Origin of the sequence: Parapedobacter deserti (assembly GCF_042646065.1) — a bacterium.
Taxonomy (GTDB): Bacteria; Bacteroidota; Bacteroidia; order Sphingobacteriales; family Sphingobacteriaceae; genus Parapedobacter; species Parapedobacter deserti.
In genome coordinates, this window is the sequence record NZ_JBHRTA010000060.1 from 94,572 (window position 1) to 113,955 (window position 19,384).

A 19,384-nucleotide genomic window follows, 5' to 3' on the forward strand; every position below is an offset into this window, starting at 1 on the left:
ACAGTAATCAAGCTGGTCAAAATAAGTTGTTCAATGGGGGAATATTGAGTTTCGTGCGTGTAAAATTAAGGTTGCATAACGCAGTTTTATCGCAAAATTTTTCACCTTTGAGGGAAAGAGAGGGAATCAGTTATATGGTGCGCAGCGTTGTGTTTTTATTGTTTGCGGCGATTATGGCGGCCTGTTTAGGCTGCGATAATCGCAAGCAGCGTGCAATACCGGTAGCGGATTTTTTTGCTGCACCGGAGAGAACCAACTTCAGGATATCCCCTAATGGCAAGTATATCGCCTACTTAGGTATACACAGGGGTGAAAAGAATATCTATATTATCCATCCTGATGGCGGGAATGCAGAACAGCGAATCACTTCGGAAACGGAGGCGGGCATCCATAATTATTTCTGGGCTAATGACGACGAGTTGATTTTCACCAAGGAAAAACGGCATGACAGCGTTCAAGTGTTTGCAGTAAACCGTTCGAGTCTGGCAGTGCGGCATTTGATGCCACCTTCTGCGGTAAAGCTGCGTTGGATACCACCTGCAAGGGTTATAAACAACGGGTTTTTGATTTCGCTGAATGAGCGGGATTCTGCGGTGTTTGACGTATATCGACTTCGTACGGATGCTTGCAAAAAGGAACTGGTAGCGAAAAATCCCGGCAATATCATCAAATGGTTTGCGGATTTGGATGGGAATTTGCGCCTCGCGTTGGCCAGTGACAGCGTAAAGGAGACGATGCTGTACCGCGACAGCGAAAAGGACGCATTTACGCCGGTGATGAGCAATAGTTTTAAAAACTCGATCATGCCCCTGGGATTCTCCGGCGAATCCAGGAGCCATATATTTGCGCTTTCCAATATTGACCGCGATAAACTCGCGCTGGTGGAAATTGATGTGAAAACCGGTAGGGAAGTCCGAGTGATTTATAGTCATCCCGACGTTGATGTCGATCATGGAGGGTATTCCAATGACCGCGGTGAAATGTCTTATGCGAGCTACAATACATGGAAGCAACAACGGTATTTCATTGATAAGCATACCGAACACGTTTACCGCGCAATCGGGCAAAAGCTGGAAGGGTATGAGATAAACATACTGGACCGCGATTCGGCACGCAACCGATTTATTGTACGATCGTATACCGATAAAGATCCCGGTGCTATTTATTACTACGATCTGTCAAAGGACCAGCTCGCCAAGTTGGCTGACAATGGTCCGGCGTTGAACAATTGCAAATTTGCGGAGATGAAACCCGTCAGCTTTCAATCGCGTGACGGTCTCCAGATACAGGGTTATCTGACGATGCCCTTGAAATCAAAAGGCCGGAAGCCACCGGTGATTGTATACCCGCATAGTGGTCCAAGTGGCCGGAACAAGTGGGGTTTCAACCCTGAGGTACAGTTTTTTGCCAACCGTGGATTTGCGGTATTCCAGATCAATTACCGGGGGTCGACAGGATACGGCAAGGAATTCTGGACGGCAGGTTTCAAAGAATGGGGCGGGAAGATCCAGGAAGATATCACTGACGGAGTGCGCTGGTTGATTGGCGAGGGGCTCGTCGATTCGTCGCGTATCGGTATTTATGGTGCGGGCTTTGGCGGATACTCCGCATTGCATGGTGCATGTTTCAACTCAGAGCTTTACGCATGTGCGGCTTCCTATTCAGGTTTCACCAACCTGTTTACGTACCTCAAAGAGATTCCTCCGCACCTCAAGCCATACTTGCAGATGTACTACGAGATCATTGGGAATCCTGAAAAGGAATCTGACCTGATAAAAGCCATGTCGCCCGTCTTCCACACCGATAACATCAGGATACCCGTCTTCATTGCGCAGGGCGGAAAGGATAGTTGGAGCGCCGTCAATGAGACCAACCAGTTTGTTCAGAAGCTCAAGAAGCGGAAGATTCCCATTACTTATATCCTGCGGGAGGAGGAGGGTCGATATTTCCGCGACGAGGAAAACAGAATTCAATTTTACACGGAGTTAGGTGCGTTTTTTGATAAGTACCTAAAATGACGCACCAACGCAATACGTTTCGTGTTACCTATGTATTGGTTGGCGCTTTTATTGTCGTAGTGGTCGCTTCGTTTGTGCTGGCCACGATCCTCGCCAGGGATCTGACTGTCACCTATGTCGAAAATGAATTTGCGTCGAGGAAGGTGGAGGTGATGGAATACAATATCAGCCCATTCAACGATTTCTTCCATAATCGAATTCCGGAAATCTCGTTTTATCAAGGGTATTTAGATTCTGCCGGCGTTGCAGTATATGCCGAAAATGTATTGAAAACCTATCCATTTGTCGATCGGATCACCTTTTATGATGTCGCGCTGAGCAACAACGAGCACATTGACTATGGGGTTTCAGCCAATAACCTCGTGGTATATCCCAAAGGTGTCTATCAATTCAGGGCGCACGATGAAAACGATGGCTTACCGGATACTGCGATGCGGAACGGGCAACTTCCCCTTTCTTTATCCGACGATTTTAACAACATGGCTGTTAAATTCGCTGCCTTTATCGAGCGTGTGGACACCACTAAAGCGCTGCAGGACGATGATATCTTCAAGGTATTCTATACCGTCACTCCTGGAAAGATATCTTATATGAATATTCCCCGAAGAGATGATTTAAAAACTTATAAAGAGCTGATGTCCAGACGTCAGGTGCACGATGCGGTTTATGAGCAGGATATCATCACGTTTTTCATTGATCCCAACAAACTGTCGCTGACGAATACCATCCCCGAGCTGTATCAGCGAATTGAGATTCAGCCACTGGTTTACGAATCCATCGACACAGATCCGGATTTATTAACCACCGAGACGCCGTTGCCAGGAGCTTTGGCAGACTATAAAATCTATTTCAGTTCAGACCGTTCATTTCTTCGGTCGGAAATCAACAGGCGGTTCCTGCCGGTCATGGCTGGCGTATTGGGGATTTATCTCCTGCTGGCCATCATCGCCTACCTGATTTACCGTAACCTGTATGTAAACAAGCGCATGTTTAAGTTGCAGTATGATTTTATTAATAACCTATCGCATGAATTCAAAACGCCGGTGAGCGTAATCAAGATTGCCGGTAATAACATTTACAGCGCTAAGCACCTTTCAGACAAGGAGCGGATGCACTACGGCAAAATACTGGACGAAGAGGCTGATAAGCTGAATAACCTGATGAATACCTTGCTTTCGTTTACCCAGATTGAAAATAAGTCGATAAAGATAAAAAGGGAAGAGGTCGACTTACATGAGTTTTGTGATAAAGTGCTGGCAGCTTCCAAAATCAAGTACAAAGACTTGGATATCCGATGTAAGGTGAGTGCAAAAAGGACCCTGCACATTGACCCGGTACTGTTGGGTAGTATTTTTCAGAACCTGATTGACAACGCATACAAGTATTCCAAGCCCGATAATAAGGTGTTGGATATAGCAGTGACCCAAACCAAAAGGCAGGTGAACCTACGGTTTGCGGACAAAGGTATCGGTATCGCAAAAAAGGAATTGGTGCATATTTTCAAGAAGTTTTACCGCGTGCAGAACCAATATAACCAACAGGGCAGTGTCGGACTCGGTCTTGCATTTTGCAAGGAATTGGTCAATATCATGGGGGGCGATATACGTGTGGAGAGTGAATTGGGAAAGGGTACAACATTCTACATCGCTTTTCCGTTGGATTAATTAACTTGTTCGCAGCGCTTTAATTTTTGACTTTGGATTGTTACTTTTAACTTCGTATCAGTAATTGTATTTAAGATATGTACAAAAACATAAGAATAGCGGTGATCGAGGACGATGAAAACTTACGTTTTCTGGTAGCTCACCGGCTGGAGTCTGAAAATTATCAGGTTGTGCAGACGGGCGACGGCAATGAAGCGGAGAAGCTGATATTAGAACAGAAGCCCGAGATTGTTTTGCTTGATTGGATGCTACCGGGCAAGCAGGGGTCTGAGATTTGCGCAAACCTACGCCACCAGGGATTCTCCAACCTTATTATCATGATGACGGCCAAATCCCAAGATGTGGACAAGATCGACGCCTACAGTTTTGGGGTATCGGACTACATCACAAAGCCGTTCAGCATGGATGTACTGGTTGCCATGATTGAAAACAAGGTAAAGTATTTTATCGGCAATCAGGGGGTGGAACAGTATACGTTTGGCGACACGGAACACCATCCTAATATCCATTCATTGGTGCGTAATGGAAGGAAAATCGAACTGACCATATTAGAAAACCGCATTCTGCTTTATTTCTTGCAAAACATAGGCCGTGTCATCAGCAGGGACGAGCTTATGCAGGTGGTCTGGGGCTACAGTTCTAATGTGAATACCCGAACTTTGGACATGCATATCGTACGCCTGCGGAAAAAAATCGAGCTGAATGCTGATAAACCGGCTTACTTACAGACGGTGAGGGGGATGGGCTATAAGTTTGTGGATAACCCGTAATTCTTTTTTTGTTTATTCAAAAAGATTTCCTATCTTCGTCCAAATGAGCAAGGCCATACCGCTTAGGACGGTATGGTCTTGCTTCTTTTTTTGACTTTTATTTTTAATTGAATAATTATGGCAGAAGTAACGTATTACAGCAAAGAGGGATTGGAGAAACTCAAGGAAGAGTTGCATTACCTTAAGACGGAGGGTAGGGCAAAGATTGCCAAGGCAATTGCGGAAGCACGCGACAAAGGCGATTTATCCGAAAACGCGGAGTACGATGCGGCGAAGGAAGCACAGGGCTTACATGAAGCAAAAATTGCAAAACTGGAAGAAACGCTGGCCAATGCACGCATCATTGACGAATCGACACTGGACACATCCAAAGTGTTGGCCCTGTCTATCGTCAAGCTAAAAAACGTGAAGAACGGCGCCGTGATGACCTACCAGTTGGTGTCTGAGACGGAAGCCGACCTAAAGGCAGGTAAGATATCGGTCAAGTCGCCTATAGCCCAAGGTTTGTTGGGTAAATCTGTCGGTGACAAGGCCCAGATCCAAGTTCCTGCCGGCCAGGTCGAGCTGGAAATCTTGGATATCTCCAGATAAAAAAAGAGTGACGGTTATGTGCGGGTCTGCCATAACCGCACATCGACTACCACTAAGTAATTGACGGTTGTTTCCTGAAGGCAGCCGTTTTTTTGTGTTAAGGTTACACGCACTTATCAATTCACTGATTGCGAGACCGGATGATTTTGGTTACATTTGCACATAACAAGTTGCAGAAGACAAATGCCAACCATATTTTCAAAAATTGTTACCGGCGAGATTCAGGCCTATAAAGTGGCCGAAAGTAATGATTATCTCGCTTTTTTGGATATTAATCCATTGGCCAAAGGGCACGTATTGGTCATCCCGAAGCAGGAGACAGACTACCTATTTGACATCGAGGACGACGAGTACATGGGACTTTGGGTATTTGCTAAAATCGTTGCTCAGGGAATTAAAAACGTATACCCCTGCGAACGGATTGGGGTAGCCGTTATCGGATTGGAGGTAGCTCATGCCCATATCCACCTGATACCCATCAATGGTGTTGAAGATATCAATTTCAGCCGGCCAAAGCTGACGTTTAGCGCTGAAGAGTTTGCTGAGAGCGCCGAGGCTATCAAAAATTCAATTTTGGCAATTACCAATAAAACATAGCTCATTGCCGTATCCTTCTGTTACATTCCAGCATTTTCAACCCCCGGGAATAGACGCTATGCGATTCATTATATATTCGTATTTTTGTAACTGATACTATGCAAGAGTTCTGGGAGTCGTTTTCGCAATTGCTGGATGCCGAAGCATTGATACAGTCGGGAGGTTTCTATCTGGTGTTGTTCATCGTGTTTGCGGAAACAGGGCTGTTTTTTGGATTTTTTTTACCAGGAGATTATTTGCTTTTTTTAGCGGGCCTGTTTTGTGCCTCGGGACTGCTGAATGTGGACATCACGACACTGTGTCTGGGGATTTTTGCTGCTGGGGTACTAGGCAATTTTACAGGATATTGGTTTGGTTGGCGTACTGGCCCGATGTTGTTTAAACGTAAGGATAGCTGGTTGTTCAAACGGCGTTATGTGGTTATGGCAGAGGAGTTTTATCACAAATACGGAGGCCCGGCTTTAATTATCGGCCGTTTTGTGCCGATAATCCGTACTTTTGCGCCGATATTGGCGGGAGTTGTGCGGCTGAACTTTCGGAAGTTTGTGCTGTATAATCTTTCAGGCGCGGCCGTATGGGTATCGCTGCTGACATTATCTGGTTTTTTTTTAGGGCGTGAGTTCCCGCAGATCATCCACTATATCGAATACATCATTATCGGTTTCGTGGTCATCTCGTTTATGCCGATACTGATCGCATTAATACGGCGGAAGATTCGTTTAGACAAAAAGCAGGCCAACGCAAAGAATTAATATATTATAAGTTTATTCATAATGAGTATATCACACCCCTGGCACGAAGTATCTCCTGGCGATGACGTTCCGTCGTCGGTCAATGCGATCATTGAAATTCCAAAAGGCTCTAAGGCGAAGTATGAAATCGACAAACAAAGCGGTTTGATCAAGCTTGACCGCGTGTTATTTTCATCGGTGATGTACCCAGCAAATTATGGCTTCATACCCAAGACCTATTGTGACGACAAGGACCCGCTGGATATCCTGGTGCTTTGCTCGGTAGACGTGTATCCGATGAGCATCATCGAGGCCAAAGTTATCGGCGTGATGCACATGATCGACAATGGAGAGCAAGACGATAAAATTATCGCGGTGGCAAAGAACGATATGTCGGTCAATTACATAAACGATTTGTCTGAATTGCCCCCGCATACGATGAAAGAAATCGTCCGCTTTTTCCAAGATTACAAGGCGCTGGAACGCAAAAACGTGACGATAGAGCGCCTTTTTGGTCGTTCGTATGCTTATCAGGTGATCCAGGACAGCATCGAACTGTACCAAAAGGAGTTTGCTAACCAAGAAATAACTTAATGGCCTGGGAGATTTTCTGGACATTATTTCTCGTATTCACCAACGGTTTTTTTGTGGCGGCTGAATTTGCGATTGTCAAAGTAAGGGCTTCGCAAATAGAACTTAAGCTAAAAACCGGCAGCCAGGTTGCGCTGGTTGCTAAGCATATCACAAACCATTTAGCTGGGTACCTCGCGGCGACCCAGCTGGGCATCACCATCTCGTCCCTCGGCTTAGGCTGGATGGGGGGAACCGTGATGACCGCTTTGATAACCGATTTATTCAGCTGGTTCAATGTGGAGCTTACCGGTACATTGGCGATAACGCTCGGATATGTAATTGCGTTCAGTATCATCACAGTGTTACATATTGTCTTCGGTGAGTTGGCTCCCAAATCGATAGCTATCCAACGCCCTGTATCTACCACGATGAGCATTGCATTACCTCTCCGGTTTTTTTATGTGGTGTTCAAACCCATTATATGGGTATTGAACGGGTTTGCCAATCTTATTCTCCGGTTGATGGGTTTTGAAACCAATGTAGGTGAAGCGCATCACTCGTCTGAGGAGCTGCAATACCTGCTCGATCAAGGTAGAGAAAGCGGGGCACTCAATATGGCAGAGCATGAACTGATCAAGAATGTGTTCGATTTCAACGAGCGGATCGTTAAGAATATCATGGTGCCTCGCAACAAGATCTCTGCGGTGGAGATGAACTGTCCGGTGGATGCTTTCATTGACGTGATTACAAAAGAAGGGTATTCCCGGATACCGATTTATGATGACAATATCGACAGCATCATCGGAATTGTACATACCAAAGACATTCTGCCGATTGTCGCTACGGGGAGGGAACTGGCGCTGAAGAACATTATCCGTAAACCTTACTTCATTCCGGAAACTAAAAAGATAAGCGAATTGATGGCTGAGTTTCAACAGAAACGAATTCAGATTGCCATTGTGCTTGATGAATTTGGTGGTACGGCGGGAATGGTCACCTTGGAGGATATCGTGGAAGAATTGGTTGGCGAGATACAGGATGAATACGATGAGGAGATTCCGGTGGTAGAAAAAATATCCGACACGGAGTATATGGTAGATGCCAGCGCCAACGTGCATGATGTCAATGAATTGCTGCCCGTCGAATTACCGGAAAGCAATGATTATGACACGATATCCGGCTTAGTGAGCGATTTGTTTGATAAAATACCGGACGTAGGCGAGCGCAAGGAGTTTCATGGGTATAATTTCATTATCATGAAAAAAACCCAGCAGAATATAGAATTTGTGAAGTTGGAGCTTGTCAGAACATCGGAAGGCGAGGAAACCGCTTAACTATTTCGGTTGTGCAACTGTTTTATACCCCTGATATCGCCCCGCACCAACAGTCTTTCGTGCTGAGTGAGGAAGAGAGTAAGCATGCCATCCGCGTATTGCGCATGGGGGCAGGGCAGCGCGTCCAGCTTGTGGATGGCAGGGGAGGGCTGTACACGGCGGCCATTGTCGACGACCATCCGAAAAGGGCGGTGCTCGAAATTCTCAAAGCGGAAACCGGGCGCGGTAAGCGACCCTATTACCTGCATATCGCGATTGCACCCACCAAGCATGTGGAACGGGTTGAGTGGTTTCTCGAAAAGGCGACCGAAGTTGGCATAGACGAGGTTACTCCCATCATCTGTGAACATTCCGAGCGGAAGGAAGTGAAAACAGAACGGTTGAAGAAGGTGATGGTTGCAGCCATGAAACAGTCATTGAAGGCCTACCTTCCCCGGTTGAACGAACCACTTGGTCTTGGGGCATTACTTGAGCATGAACGGCAAGGTCAGCGGTTTATTGCCCATTGTGCGGACGGTGACAAGGAGTACGTCAGTGAAATGATTGTCCCCGGAGGCCGTTATACCATACTTATTGGACCCGAAGGTGATTTCAGCGGCGCTGAAATCGAGGCTTCGCTTCGTGCGGGTTTTCTTCCCATTACGTTGGGCCACGCGCGTTTGCGTACGGAAACAGCGGCGCTGGTGGGTTGCCTGGAAGCCGCTATTGCTAACCGTCGTTATTGAACCAGTTCCGCATCAAGAATCTGGATTTCCGAATTACCCTCCTGGGTGTTCGCATTGAGGCGCACGCGTCCCCGTATTTTAAGGGGTTCTTCCGTGAAGCGTACTTTTTTGCCCTTTTTCATGAAGATTTCCACCATTGGCGGTATGTCGCCTTGCCCGCAGAACATACATTGCATGATCGGCAGCACCGAGAGCATAAACGTTTCGTGATCCCGCCCGCCGTTTAAGGGCACCAGATAGCCCGGTAGCGTAACTGTTTTATTATCTATTGCCTTCAGCTCATTGGGGAAATGTGGCGTATAAATCGTTTGGTTGTCTTTATGCGTCACTTTATACATCAACTTATTGATGACTTCCCATGTTTCGTTCATCATGGGGGTATGATCCGGTACGTCCCCGAACGGATTATCCTGCGCCTGTGCTACTTGGATACCCGTTATGACCAATGCTACCGCTACTAACCGTTTGATATGCTTAATCATTTTTTCCTTAATTTCCCGATAATGTCTGCGATATGGGTGTTCGGTACGCTTTGACAGCGGGAATTGCCGCAGCAACAAACCCGATGCCGACGCCTATGGCTACTAACCATATTTCCTGTGGCAGCAGTGTCATCGCATCCAATAACGTGGTGTTGCCTGTCGTGCTGCTGCTGATGAGGTAAAGGGCGATATGGCCAATGACAATTCCGAACACCGCGCCTACAAAGGTAAGCAATATTCCCTCGGCAATTACTATGCCGAAGAGCTTCCCCTGCGAAGCGCCAAGGGTGCGCATAATGGCCACGTCGTATTTGCGGTTTTTCAATGCATTATACAGGCTGATGAAGACACTGAGGGCCGCCATCAACATTATCACATAAGCCAAAACCTGTAAGGAGTCTATACCGATGCCTAGAAGTGAAAATAACCGGGCGCTCTCGATAGCCGGCGATGCCGCTTGCAACGCAGTGTTTTGATTAACCAGTCGTGGCAGCATGCCGATGGCTGCCGGATTCCGGTATTGGATGAGCAGGCTCGTGATTTCGCGTTCACCGGAGCCGATATCGCCCATGATGCTTTTGACGAGCACGGGCTCGCCATCCGTGTGGCCGTGTGCCGGATGGCCGTCATGATCGTGGTGTTCGCCGTGATGGTGTTCATGTTCCCCCACGCCGGCTACATCATCTTCATCACGGTGATCGCCATGCATGCGCCATACGCTTGCCAGATTAGTCAATATAAGCCGGTCGGCGATGGGGTGCTTTGCATCTAATATGCCAGTGATGATGTACGGATGCTCATCGTGGGTATGCCCATCCTCACTCAGGCCATGAGCACCGTAGATTTTGTCTCCGATGCGCAGTCCGTGCCGGCGGGCCACCTCGGCACCGACCACGGCTTCAAAGTCGTCTTGCCACAGCTGCCCTTCAGTCAGCTCCAGCCCATATAATTGCAGAAACGAGCTATCCGTACCCACAATGCGGTGGCCGCGGTAATTATCGCCCAATGAAAGGGGGACTGCCAGCCTTACCAACGGGTTTGCCGCCAGTTTGTCGGCTTCCGCTAAGCTGATGTTGCCGGTAGGGTTATCCATGTGATAGACGCTACTCAGGATAAGTTGGATAGGACTGCCTTTGGCTCCCACCACGAGGTCAATGCCGCGACTGTTGTTGTCGAGCTGCTCCTCGATCTGGTGTGACGTGAGCATCAACACGCATAAGATGCCGGTGCCGAAGGCCGTCAGCAAAATACCCAAGATGGAAGTCGCCGGATTCTGGCGGATGTTTTTCCAAGCAATTTGTAACATGTTCATTGTTTTTGCCCTCCCATTTCGTAGGCGTGTGCTATGCGTGTTTTTACCCGTTTATCGTGTGTGGCGATGATTAGGGTTGCTCCCTGCTGCTCGGCTTGAGCAAGCAGCAGATTAAGTACGCTCTCTGTGTTGCGATCGTCAAGCGAAGCGGTGGGTTCGTCCGCAACGAGAATGGCGGGTTTGTTGATCACCGCTCGGGCAATTGCTGCCCGTTGCATCTGTCCCCGGCTTAACTTGCCGGGATAGCTGTTGGCTTTATGGCCGAGGTTGAGCAACTCAAGCACTTCATGTATCCGGTTATTGTCCACCTGTGCGCCCGCGAATCCCTGTGCGATTTGCAGGTTTTCTTTTACGGTAAGGCTTTTGACGAGGTGGGCCTCTTGGAAGATCAGCCCGATCCGTTGCCCCCTGAATTCGTCCAGCTTCCGTGCGGGCAATTCATAAAGTTCCTGTCCGTCAATTTCCACAGCCCCTGCGTCTGGCTTGAGCAGACCGCTTAGGATGTGTAACAAAGTGGTCTTGCCGCTCCCCGAATCGCCCAGGATTAAGGTGTGCTGTCCTTTGCGGACTTCGAGATCCGCGAACTGTAACGACTCGCCCCCGGCATATCGATAAGCGATTCCTTTTAAGCGGATAACTGCGTTGGTAATGTGCTCTTTCATGGTGGCCCTTAAATCTCGCAAGTTTAAGGTATTCCGTTTACATATACATCATGGCAATGCAACTTTATTGTTATTAGAGGTGCGTGGCAGGTTGTGGATTGGAAGGTGTGCATAGCGATTTTTGCGTGTGTGTTTTATTGATTTTATGGTTTTTGTCGTATTTTTTTTAATTTATGCGGTTAATTGTATTGATTTTGGTGAGTTATAGTATTTATTTTGTGTGTATTTTGCTTATTTTTGATCTGTATTTTGTGATTTATATAAAATGATCGTTGGAATTCCGAAAGAAATAAAGAATAACGAGAGCCGTGTGGCGTTGACGGCGTCCGGAGTGTTTGAGTTGAGTCAATACGGTCATCGAATCTTGGTTGAACAAGGTGCCGGAAAAGGAAGTGGCATATCGGATGCCGAATATGAGCATGCCGGAGCGGAGATCATTACAGACGCTCATGATATCTGGGTGCGGGCAGATATGATCGTCAAAGTGAAAGAGCCGATAGATTGGGAGCTACGTGCAGCCCGGGCAGGGCAGGTTATCTTTACTTATTTCCATTTTGCATCGGACGGTACGCTCACCGAAGCCATGATAGGCCGCGGGGCGGTGTGCATAGCGTATGAAACCGTGGAGCAACCGGACCGGTCGCTGCCATTGCTTAAGCCGATGTCAGAGGTGGCGGGCCGTATGGCTGTTCAACAGGGCGCACGTTACCTGGAAAAGCCGGTCAAAGGCCGGGGCGTGTTGCTTGGAGGTGTTCCCGGCGTACCTCCTGGTCGGGTACTTATTCTCGGTGCGGGGATAGTCGGAGTACAGGCCGCAAAGATGGCATCAGGGCTTGGTGCACATGTCACTATTCTGGATACCAATACCGACCGGCTGCGATATGTGAACGACATTTTGCCGCCTCATGTGGTGACGCAGTATTCCAGTCAATACACCATCCGTAAGATGGTACAGACCCATGACCTGATTATCGGGGCTGTACTGATACCGGGAGCCAAGGCACCCAACCTGATTACACGCGATATGCTCAAGACCATGCGGCCCGGAACGGTTATCGTTGATGTAGCCGTCGATCAAGGAGGGTGCGTGGAAACCTGCGTGCCCACTACCCACGAAAATCCAACCTATATGATTGATGATGTGCTCCATTATTGCGTGTCCAATATGCCAGGCGCTGTGCCGTTCACTTCTACGCTGGCGCTTACCCATTCAACGCTACCTTATATCATCAATATTGCCAACAAGGGGTGGAAGGCTGCTTGTGCACATGACCCTGCATTGACGAAAGGGCTTAACATAGTTGAAGGTAAAGTTGTACATCGGGGGGTGGCGGAGGCGTTTGAGCTGCCCCTGCATGATGTGGAGGAGGTTTTTTGACTAGCGGACCAGAAGTGTGAAACATTTAATTAACATAAACCTAAACATTCATTAATTTCATGTTAACCGTGTGGTAATGTTAAGTTTCTACTATTGCAGGGAATTTAACGAACATGAATAACTGCATTAAACCATTCTTAACAACAACCACATGTTTAATTATTTGCCTTTCCACTATTGCTCAAACCGGGATTATCCGGGGTATCGTTAGGGATTCGAGAACCAGCGATGTCATTGTGGGCGCTACCGTCGGAATTTTAGGCACAACTCGGGGTGGCATTACAGACAACCTTGGACAATTCGTATTGGCTGATGTACCCGTTGGGGAATATGTTATTAAAGTGACCTATGTGGGGTATATCGGAACCCAGATAGAAGGTGTGGTTGTGAAATCCGATTTGGAGACCGTTTTAGAGATACAATTGGATGAGGGCGGGGAGTTGATGGACGAAGTGGTGATAACCACCACCAGAACTCGAGGGAGTGATATTACATTGTTAGCCGAACAAAAGCGATCGGCGATGGTCATTCAGCGCATCGGTACGCAGGAACTTTCGCGTAAAGGGGTTAGCGACGCAGCCACTGCCGTCACCAAGATGTCAGGCGTATCTAAGGACGACGTTGGAAACCAGGTTTACATCCGTGGTATGGGGGATCGGTATAATGCAACATCGCTAAATGGGCTACCGCTGCCATCCAACAATCCCTCATTGAAGAACATTGCATTGGATTTGTTTTCCACGGATATCGTGGAGTTCATTTCGGTTGATAAAACGTATAACAGCCGGATGTCGGGCGACTTCGGTGGCGGAAGCGTGGATATCTACTCGAAAGACTACAGTGGCAGAGGGTTGCTTGAAGTTTCGGTATCATCTACCCTTAATTCGAATGCGCTTTCCCGTGCCGGCGATTTCAGGTTGTTCCCTGGGGGCAACAGGTGGGGATTCTCGGAATATGCGATACCGGAGAACCCCTTGAGCGGGTTCAACTTCGCCAACAGTGCAAATCCGGTTGCTCGTAATCCGTATCCGGCCAATGTCCGATTGTTGGGGGGCAAATCGTTTAACTTGGGCAGCGAGGGACGGTTCAGCTTTTTCGCGACAGCAGGTTTCGGTAATTCGTATGACTACCGGGAAGGGGTCAATCGGGATGTGAATGCACAAGGGGCTCGGCGGAGATGGACTGATCAGGAGCGGTTCGGATACCAGACCAATGCGACAGGGTTGCTCAACCTCACGTTCCAGATCAATCCGAAGCATCGTCTTTCGAACAATGTCTTATTCGTGAATAGCAGTGATCAACTGAATGAACGGTTCGATGGCTATTTTGTGGACATTACTGAAAGTGGAACCGGCTTAAAGCAATTGGGGTCGTACGCGCAGAACCGACTTCTGGTGGAGCAGCTGTTGGGCAAGCATCAGTTAAGCGATCGTATTGATGTCGACTGGGGTGTCTCGATAAGTCAGGTCGATTATTTCATGCCCGACCGTATCCAAAGCATGTTACGTCGTCAAGGGGGCGGTGAATTCATTATTGCACAGAACACGACCACAGACAACAACCGATTCAACCAAAAGTTGAAGGAAAGAGAGTACGCGCTCAACGTCTCGGCGAGTTATAGGCTCGGGGATTTGGATGCACCCAAGGGTTACCTGCATGTAGGCTATCAGGGACGCGAGAAAAATCGGGATTTCGAATCTGTTCAGTTCAATTTCAACCACAGGAATCGCGAAGAAGTACTGGTGGACCCCAATAACTTGGATGCATATTACAATCAAGCGAATTTCGCAGCCGGCCTTTTCGATTTTACCGGGTTTGCGGGCACTGCTCCACAAACCTACAATGGCGAACAAAGCATACATGCAGGGTATGTGAATCTGGAATATAATTTAACCGACCGGTTGACGGGTGTTCTTGGTGTTCGATATGAGCATATTAAGCAGTTTGTAGAATGGGTAACCATCCTAGATCCTGGAAATGAAAGTTCGTTTTCCAGAAGTCCGGTTTTACCGAATTTGAACTTGAAATATGAACTGGACAATAAACAGAACCTTCGCCTGGCCGCCAGTAAGACCTACACGATTCCGCAGTTTAAGGAACGCGCGCCCTTTGTGTACGACGATGGTACAATAGTGAGCTACGGTAATCCGTATCTTTATCCCTCCGACAACTATAATTTCGATCTAAAGTGGGAACTTTTCCCTACGGCGGCTGAGCTGATCTCCATCACAGCGTTTGGAAAATACATTCAGAGCCCGATCAATGAGGTCAACGTAGCCGCCACCGCCAATGATATCTCATGGGTAAACATTGGGGATGCCGGTACGGTGTTCGGTGCGGAGCTGGAACTCCGGAAAGATATTTATCAATGGAATGATGACCGGAATGAGTTTTCCGGCGGCCTAAACGTGGCTTATATGAAAACCCGTCAGGATCTCAACAGGGACAAGGTGGCTAAAGAAACTAACTTCAACATTAACACGACGTATGACGAATCCAGTTTTGCAGGGGCATCCGATCTCTTGGTTAATGCGGACCTGACATTTACCAACCGGTGGCGGAACGGGAGGAATATTATGGCTACAGTTGCCTACTCGTATTTTTCCGACAAAGTGTATGCGTTGGGTATAGAGCAGAAGGGCAATTTGGTGGATCGCGGCGTCGGCACACTCGATGTTATCATCCGGAGCAAAATTACGCCCAAAGTTGGCGTCGATCTTTTATTCCGAAATCTATTGAATCCGGAATATCGGAGAGTACAGGAAAATGCTACAGGTCATGTGCCGGTATTGACCTACAAAAAAGGGCAGTATATTTCGCTCGGTTTGAGTTATCGGATTTAGCTTGGTAACGATTTATTAATAATATGATAATCTCTAGTTGATTATTGGAATACCTAATAGGATTAATATTTGTGTTAAATTTTTTACTTATCAAAATTGACGGACATGAAAAAAACGATGTTTAAAAGTATGTGGGGCTTGGCAATAATTGCCGCAGCAACAGTAACCACTTCTTGTAATGACGATGATGATCCAACGCCACCAGAGGACGGCTTTGTATTGGTTCGGGATGACCTAAAAGGGGAATTTGAAGGAGAAGAGGTCATTTTGGAATCAGGCACCTATAAGCTTACCGGTAAATTGATTGTTGGCGCTGGTGCGAAGCTGACGATTATGCCTGGTGTGGTTATTGAGGCTACGCAGGTGCCTGCTAATGAATTTGCTTCCGTTCGCTATATCGCAGTGGCACAAGGCGGACAAATCGATGTCCGGGGCAGTGCGGACAACCCGGTTGTGATGACGGCTACAGAGAAGAAACCCGGAGCCTGGGGTGGTTTGGTATTATGTGGCCGAGCACCGATTAACAAGGGCGAGGACGCGGTATCAGAAGTTGGCGAGTTAACCTACGGTGGTTCCGTAGAGAATGATAATTCAGGCTCTATCAGATACCTCCGGTTGGAATACACCGGTTTCGCGTATAATAGCGATAAAGAATTCAACGGGCTGTCCATGTTTGGTGTGGGAAGCGGCACCACTATTGAATACGTGCAGGCCTACGAAGGTTCAGATGACGGATTCGAATGGTTTGGTGGCACTGTCTCATCTAACTACTTGGTTGTTACCAATTACTCTGAAGATGTGGGCGATGACCTATTTGACTGGACAGAAGGTTGGACCGGCAGTGGTGAAAACTGGTATGGTATCCGCACAAATGGCGGAAATCGTGGTATCGAGGCGGACAACAATGGAAATGACCACGTGGCGACCCCCGTTTCCAATCCTACAATCAGAAATCTGACGTTGGTTGGCGCTGGTAGTGCCGGTTCAGAGCCCCAAGCTATTAAACTGCGCGTTGGAACAAAAGGTACATTCGATAATGTGGTATTGAACAACTGGTCAACAGGCTTTGATGTTGAACACGACGAGGGCATTTCGTTCGTTGGTGATGGATCGTTAGTTGCTGCAAACGTACGGTTCATTAACGTGACGACAAAAGCGACGGGCAAGGCGACCAATGGTAACAGTGCTAATGTAGATGCGATATTCACCGAAAACAATAGCGCAACGGGTGCTGGTACAACTGGTAATGAACTTCCGAGCTGGGCTGCAGGCTGGGCGTTACCCATCGGTCAGTAATCTCGTATATTGAACCAAAAAAATGGAAGTTGTCTCAGCAATGGGGCAACTTTTCTTTTTTATTGCGTCGGCATGGACGATAACTCTAAGGTATAAGTCACGAACACGCTCGGCAGTAGGAAGTGTTAGCCAAAAGCAAGGGTGTCCATCGCGAGATGGAACCCGAAGGAAGCTGGCGGCAAATTCCCGGCCTGACGGACAGAAACTGCATATATGACCAGACTGAACCGGACGAGGTTGCTAAACAACCCAAGGTCAGATACTGTCTTGGGTTCGCATGGTAAATGCAGCAGGTATATTGGATGAGAGTTGTCGTTCTTACCCCGGAGAGATCTCGCGGACATGTGGACGTTTTTTTTCGGAAGCAGGACAACAGTTGCCGTGAAAAGTCAGCAGAGGTCATAGTATATACGGACAGAGTCTGTTAGAAGAATAGGAAAAACAGGAGGTCTCTCGAAGTGTCGAAGAACTGAACCTTATTATAAGAGTGAAGCAGTAAATGAATGTTACTCGGTGAGGGAAGAAAGCAGAAAATATCAACGAAGAGTGATAACTGTCAAGGGAAAGAATAGGGGCGGAATCCGACGGCTACCTTGAAGTGCAGACTTTTATCGGGATGACTGAAAACAACTTCACGGAAGTACGATTTACGAAAGGCGGTCTGCTTGAGCAAATCCTATGGGTGCAATTCAAATTGTCGCACTGATTATTGTCCATGGGTCGGTCCCGTCGGACAGGCGTAAAAAAAACTCTCTCGCAATTTGGGCATATCGAGTTAGCCTCGGCCCATCCCTACAGCCATTCGGCGAACGGTTTCGGGATCAGCCCCGTGATGCAGGAGAAGATGTCTTATGCGGGGCAATACGACAATTACAGCAGTTGCAACCGGCTTGGCTTTAGCTTTTATAGGGACAGGAATGGCTGGCCGACCCGAATAGCGGAGAAGAGTATCTCCCAGGTAGGTGGAAAATTTCCGACTATCACCAAATGGAATACATCGACACCGATGCACGTTCGGATAAACCAGCTCCGACAGGTTATAAGCGGCTGGGTGAACTACTTCAGCATAGCTAAGGGAAAAAGTATGAGCTTACCCATAGAGTGCTGCGAGTTGTCTTTTGGAAACAATGGAAAACCACCGGCAACCGAATACGAAACGTGGTCAGACTAGGAGCGAAACACAGGCAGGCTCATCAGCATACGAACACTAGAAAATCCTATAGCAGGACGTGTATAAGCCCAATTCTGTCAACGATCCCTACCAATGCCTTCAACAAATTACGTTACGGGGGGCAAACTATTATTGCTGGAAAACAACACACCAAACGAAGTTATTCTAACAAACCGTCGTATACCGAACGGTATGTATGGCGGTGTGAGGGGACGAAACGAGAACTTATCCCGTTTCATCGCTTGATTAAAATGTAAAGATTTCTTTACCGTCTCTTGATTTTCAGTTTAAATAGGAGGGCTATTTTTCAAGAAAAAATTATGTTTAAATTTATATATTTAATTAAATCTCTATCTAAGATAGGGATTAAGGGAGGCATATTTACGCTGTCGTTATGTCTGTTGCTGTCATTTGAGAGCTGTAAGAGACAAGATTTTTATGAAGAAGATACATCGGTCAATAGATCCGACCAAAGACTTTACGATGTGCTTATCAAAGCTGGTGTTAAGCGTGAAAATATAAAGGATACAGGCACAGGGTACTTAGTAGAAGGTGATATACTTTTCGTTAAGTTCAAGACGGATATCGATGAAGTGGAAAGGTATTTTGGAATTCATGAAGATCAGTTGAAAGATAAGTTGGAGCTTACCAAGCTAGGGTCAATTTCTAAGGATAGAGAAGTGGTTTCTCAATGGCGAACTTCAAATATAGTATCGTACGACAATTCGAAAAGTATCGTAATTTCCATACAAAATGACATCAAAAGCACATACTGGAGCAGCGTGTATAATGCTGCAGCAAATTGGACAGGGATATCCAATACTACGCTTAGTATTTACGGAGAGGATTTCGGTTATTTCAATTCAATTACGACTAATCGAATAACCATCACTTCTGGAAGTTTCGGCCAAGGATTTTATGCTGTGGCGGAATTTCCTACAATCGGTTCGCCAGGCTTCCAAATTGTTGTGAATAGGTCGATGATGGACCCATTATCATTTGAACAAAAGGTTTTTATAATAACTCACGAATTAGGACACTGTATTGGACTTAGGCATACCGATTACCCGGGTACGGATGGATATGGAACCATTTTAGTGTCAGGAACTCCAACGTCAGATGGTTTATCGATGGGAGTGTAAAACAAACTGTGTCAGGGGTTGAGCATCGGCCCCGCGGGGCCGATGCTCAACCCCTGCTGCTCAAGGCAAATCTAACACCATTCTCCCGGGAAACC

At 47.2% G+C, this 19,384-nt stretch carries 17 protein-coding genes; 14 read left to right on the plus strand and 3 right to left on the minus strand.

All coding sequences use genetic code 11. The features are described from left to right. Positions 1-134 precede the first annotated feature (134 nt). From ACFOET_RS19330 to ACFOET_RS19370, 9 genes are all read left to right on the plus strand, one after another. The gene (locus ACFOET_RS19330; protein ID WP_379025764.1) at positions 135-2,018 is read left to right on the plus strand and encodes a S9 family peptidase; all 1,884 of its coding nucleotides are present in this window, start codon (positions 135-137) and stop codon (positions 2,016-2,018) included. After that, a complete protein-coding gene (locus tag ACFOET_RS19335) occupies positions 2,015-3,682 on the plus strand; it encodes a sensor histidine kinase (protein WP_379025766.1) in 1,668 nt (555 codons plus the stop codon). The genes ACFOET_RS19330 and ACFOET_RS19335 overlap by 4 nt, the downstream gene beginning before the upstream one ends. Positions 3,683-3,759: 77 nt before the next feature. Beyond that, a complete protein-coding gene (locus tag ACFOET_RS19340) occupies positions 3,760-4,452 on the plus strand; it encodes a response regulator transcription factor (RefSeq protein ID WP_379025768.1) in 693 nt (230 codons plus the stop codon). Positions 4,453-4,569: 117 nt separating this feature from the next. After that, positions 4,570-5,043, plus strand: coding sequence for a transcription elongation factor GreA (greA, locus tag ACFOET_RS19345; RefSeq protein WP_379025770.1), 474 nt, complete (start codon positions 4,570-4,572; stop codon positions 5,041-5,043). Positions 5,044-5,226: 183 nt separating this feature from the next. Further along, entirely contained in the window at positions 5,227-5,640 is a 414-nt protein-coding gene (locus ACFOET_RS19350; RefSeq protein WP_379025772.1) for an HIT family protein, read from the plus strand. Positions 5,641-5,738: 98 nt separating this feature from the next. Further along, positions 5,739-6,392: a DedA family protein gene (locus tag ACFOET_RS19355; protein WP_379025774.1), complete on the plus strand. Its 654-nt coding sequence runs from the start codon at positions 5,739-5,741 to the stop codon at positions 6,390-6,392. A 21-nt stretch (positions 6,393-6,413) separates the two neighbouring features. Further along, on the plus strand, positions 6,414-6,965 hold the full coding sequence (locus ACFOET_RS19360; RefSeq protein WP_379025776.1) for an inorganic diphosphatase: 552 nt from the start codon (positions 6,414-6,416) through the stop codon (positions 6,963-6,965). Continuing rightward, entirely contained in the window at positions 6,965-8,278 is a 1,314-nt protein-coding gene (locus tag ACFOET_RS19365; protein ID WP_379025778.1) for a hemolysin family protein, read from the plus strand. The genes ACFOET_RS19360 and ACFOET_RS19365 overlap by 1 nt, the downstream gene beginning before the upstream one ends. 11 nt (positions 8,279-8,289) lie before the next feature. Next, a complete protein-coding gene (locus ACFOET_RS19370; RefSeq protein WP_379025780.1) occupies positions 8,290-9,003 on the plus strand; it encodes a 16S rRNA (uracil(1498)-N(3))-methyltransferase in 714 nt (237 codons plus the stop codon). Here the strand turns inward: ACFOET_RS19370 and ACFOET_RS19375 are convergent. Genes ACFOET_RS19375 through ACFOET_RS19385 form a run of 3 tightly spaced genes read right to left on the minus strand, consistent with a single transcriptional unit; the run spans position 8,997 to position 11,459 of the window. Further along, a complete protein-coding gene (locus ACFOET_RS19375) occupies positions 8,997-9,485 on the minus strand; it encodes a hypothetical protein (RefSeq protein WP_379025782.1) in 489 nt (162 codons plus the stop codon). The genes ACFOET_RS19370 and ACFOET_RS19375 overlap by 7 nt on opposite strands. 7 nt (positions 9,486-9,492) lie before the next feature. Continuing rightward, entirely contained in the window at positions 9,493-10,797 is a 1,305-nt protein-coding gene (locus ACFOET_RS19380) for an ABC transporter permease (protein WP_379025784.1), read from the minus strand. Then, on the minus strand, positions 10,794-11,459 hold the full coding sequence (locus ACFOET_RS19385) for an ABC transporter ATP-binding protein (RefSeq protein ID WP_379025786.1): 666 nt from the start codon (positions 11,457-11,459) through the stop codon (positions 10,794-10,796). Before ACFOET_RS19385 ends, ACFOET_RS19380 begins: the two co-directional genes overlap by 4 nt. A 265-nt stretch (positions 11,460-11,724) precedes the next feature. Between ACFOET_RS19385 and ald the strand changes: the two genes are divergently transcribed. The 5 genes from ald (at position 11,725) to ACFOET_RS19410 (ending at position 19,289) form a co-directional block, all read left to right on the plus strand. Then, positions 11,725-12,837, plus strand: coding sequence for an alanine dehydrogenase (gene ald, locus ACFOET_RS19390; protein WP_379025788.1), 1,113 nt, complete (start codon positions 11,725-11,727; stop codon positions 12,835-12,837). Between the two features lie 113 nt (positions 12,838-12,950). Beyond that, the gene (locus ACFOET_RS19395) at positions 12,951-15,680 is read left to right on the plus strand and encodes a TonB-dependent receptor (RefSeq protein ID WP_379025790.1); all 2,730 of its coding nucleotides are present in this window, start codon (positions 12,951-12,953) and stop codon (positions 15,678-15,680) included. Positions 15,681-15,797: 117 nt separating this feature from the next. After that, positions 15,798-16,976, plus strand: coding sequence for a hypothetical protein (locus ACFOET_RS19400; RefSeq protein WP_379025792.1), 1,179 nt, complete (start codon positions 15,798-15,800; stop codon positions 16,974-16,976). Positions 16,977-17,691: 715 nt separating this feature from the next. After that, positions 17,692-18,147, plus strand: coding sequence for a group II intron maturase-specific domain-containing protein (locus ACFOET_RS19405; RefSeq protein ID WP_379025794.1), 456 nt, complete (start codon positions 17,692-17,694; stop codon positions 18,145-18,147). Positions 18,148-18,467: 320 nt separating this feature from the next. Beyond that, positions 18,468-19,289 carry a M57 family metalloprotease gene (locus tag ACFOET_RS19410; RefSeq protein ID WP_379025796.1) on the plus strand — a complete coding sequence of 274 codons (822 nt, stop codon included), beginning with the start codon at positions 18,468-18,470 and terminating at the stop codon, positions 19,287-19,289. Positions 19,290-19,384 lie beyond the last annotated feature (95 nt).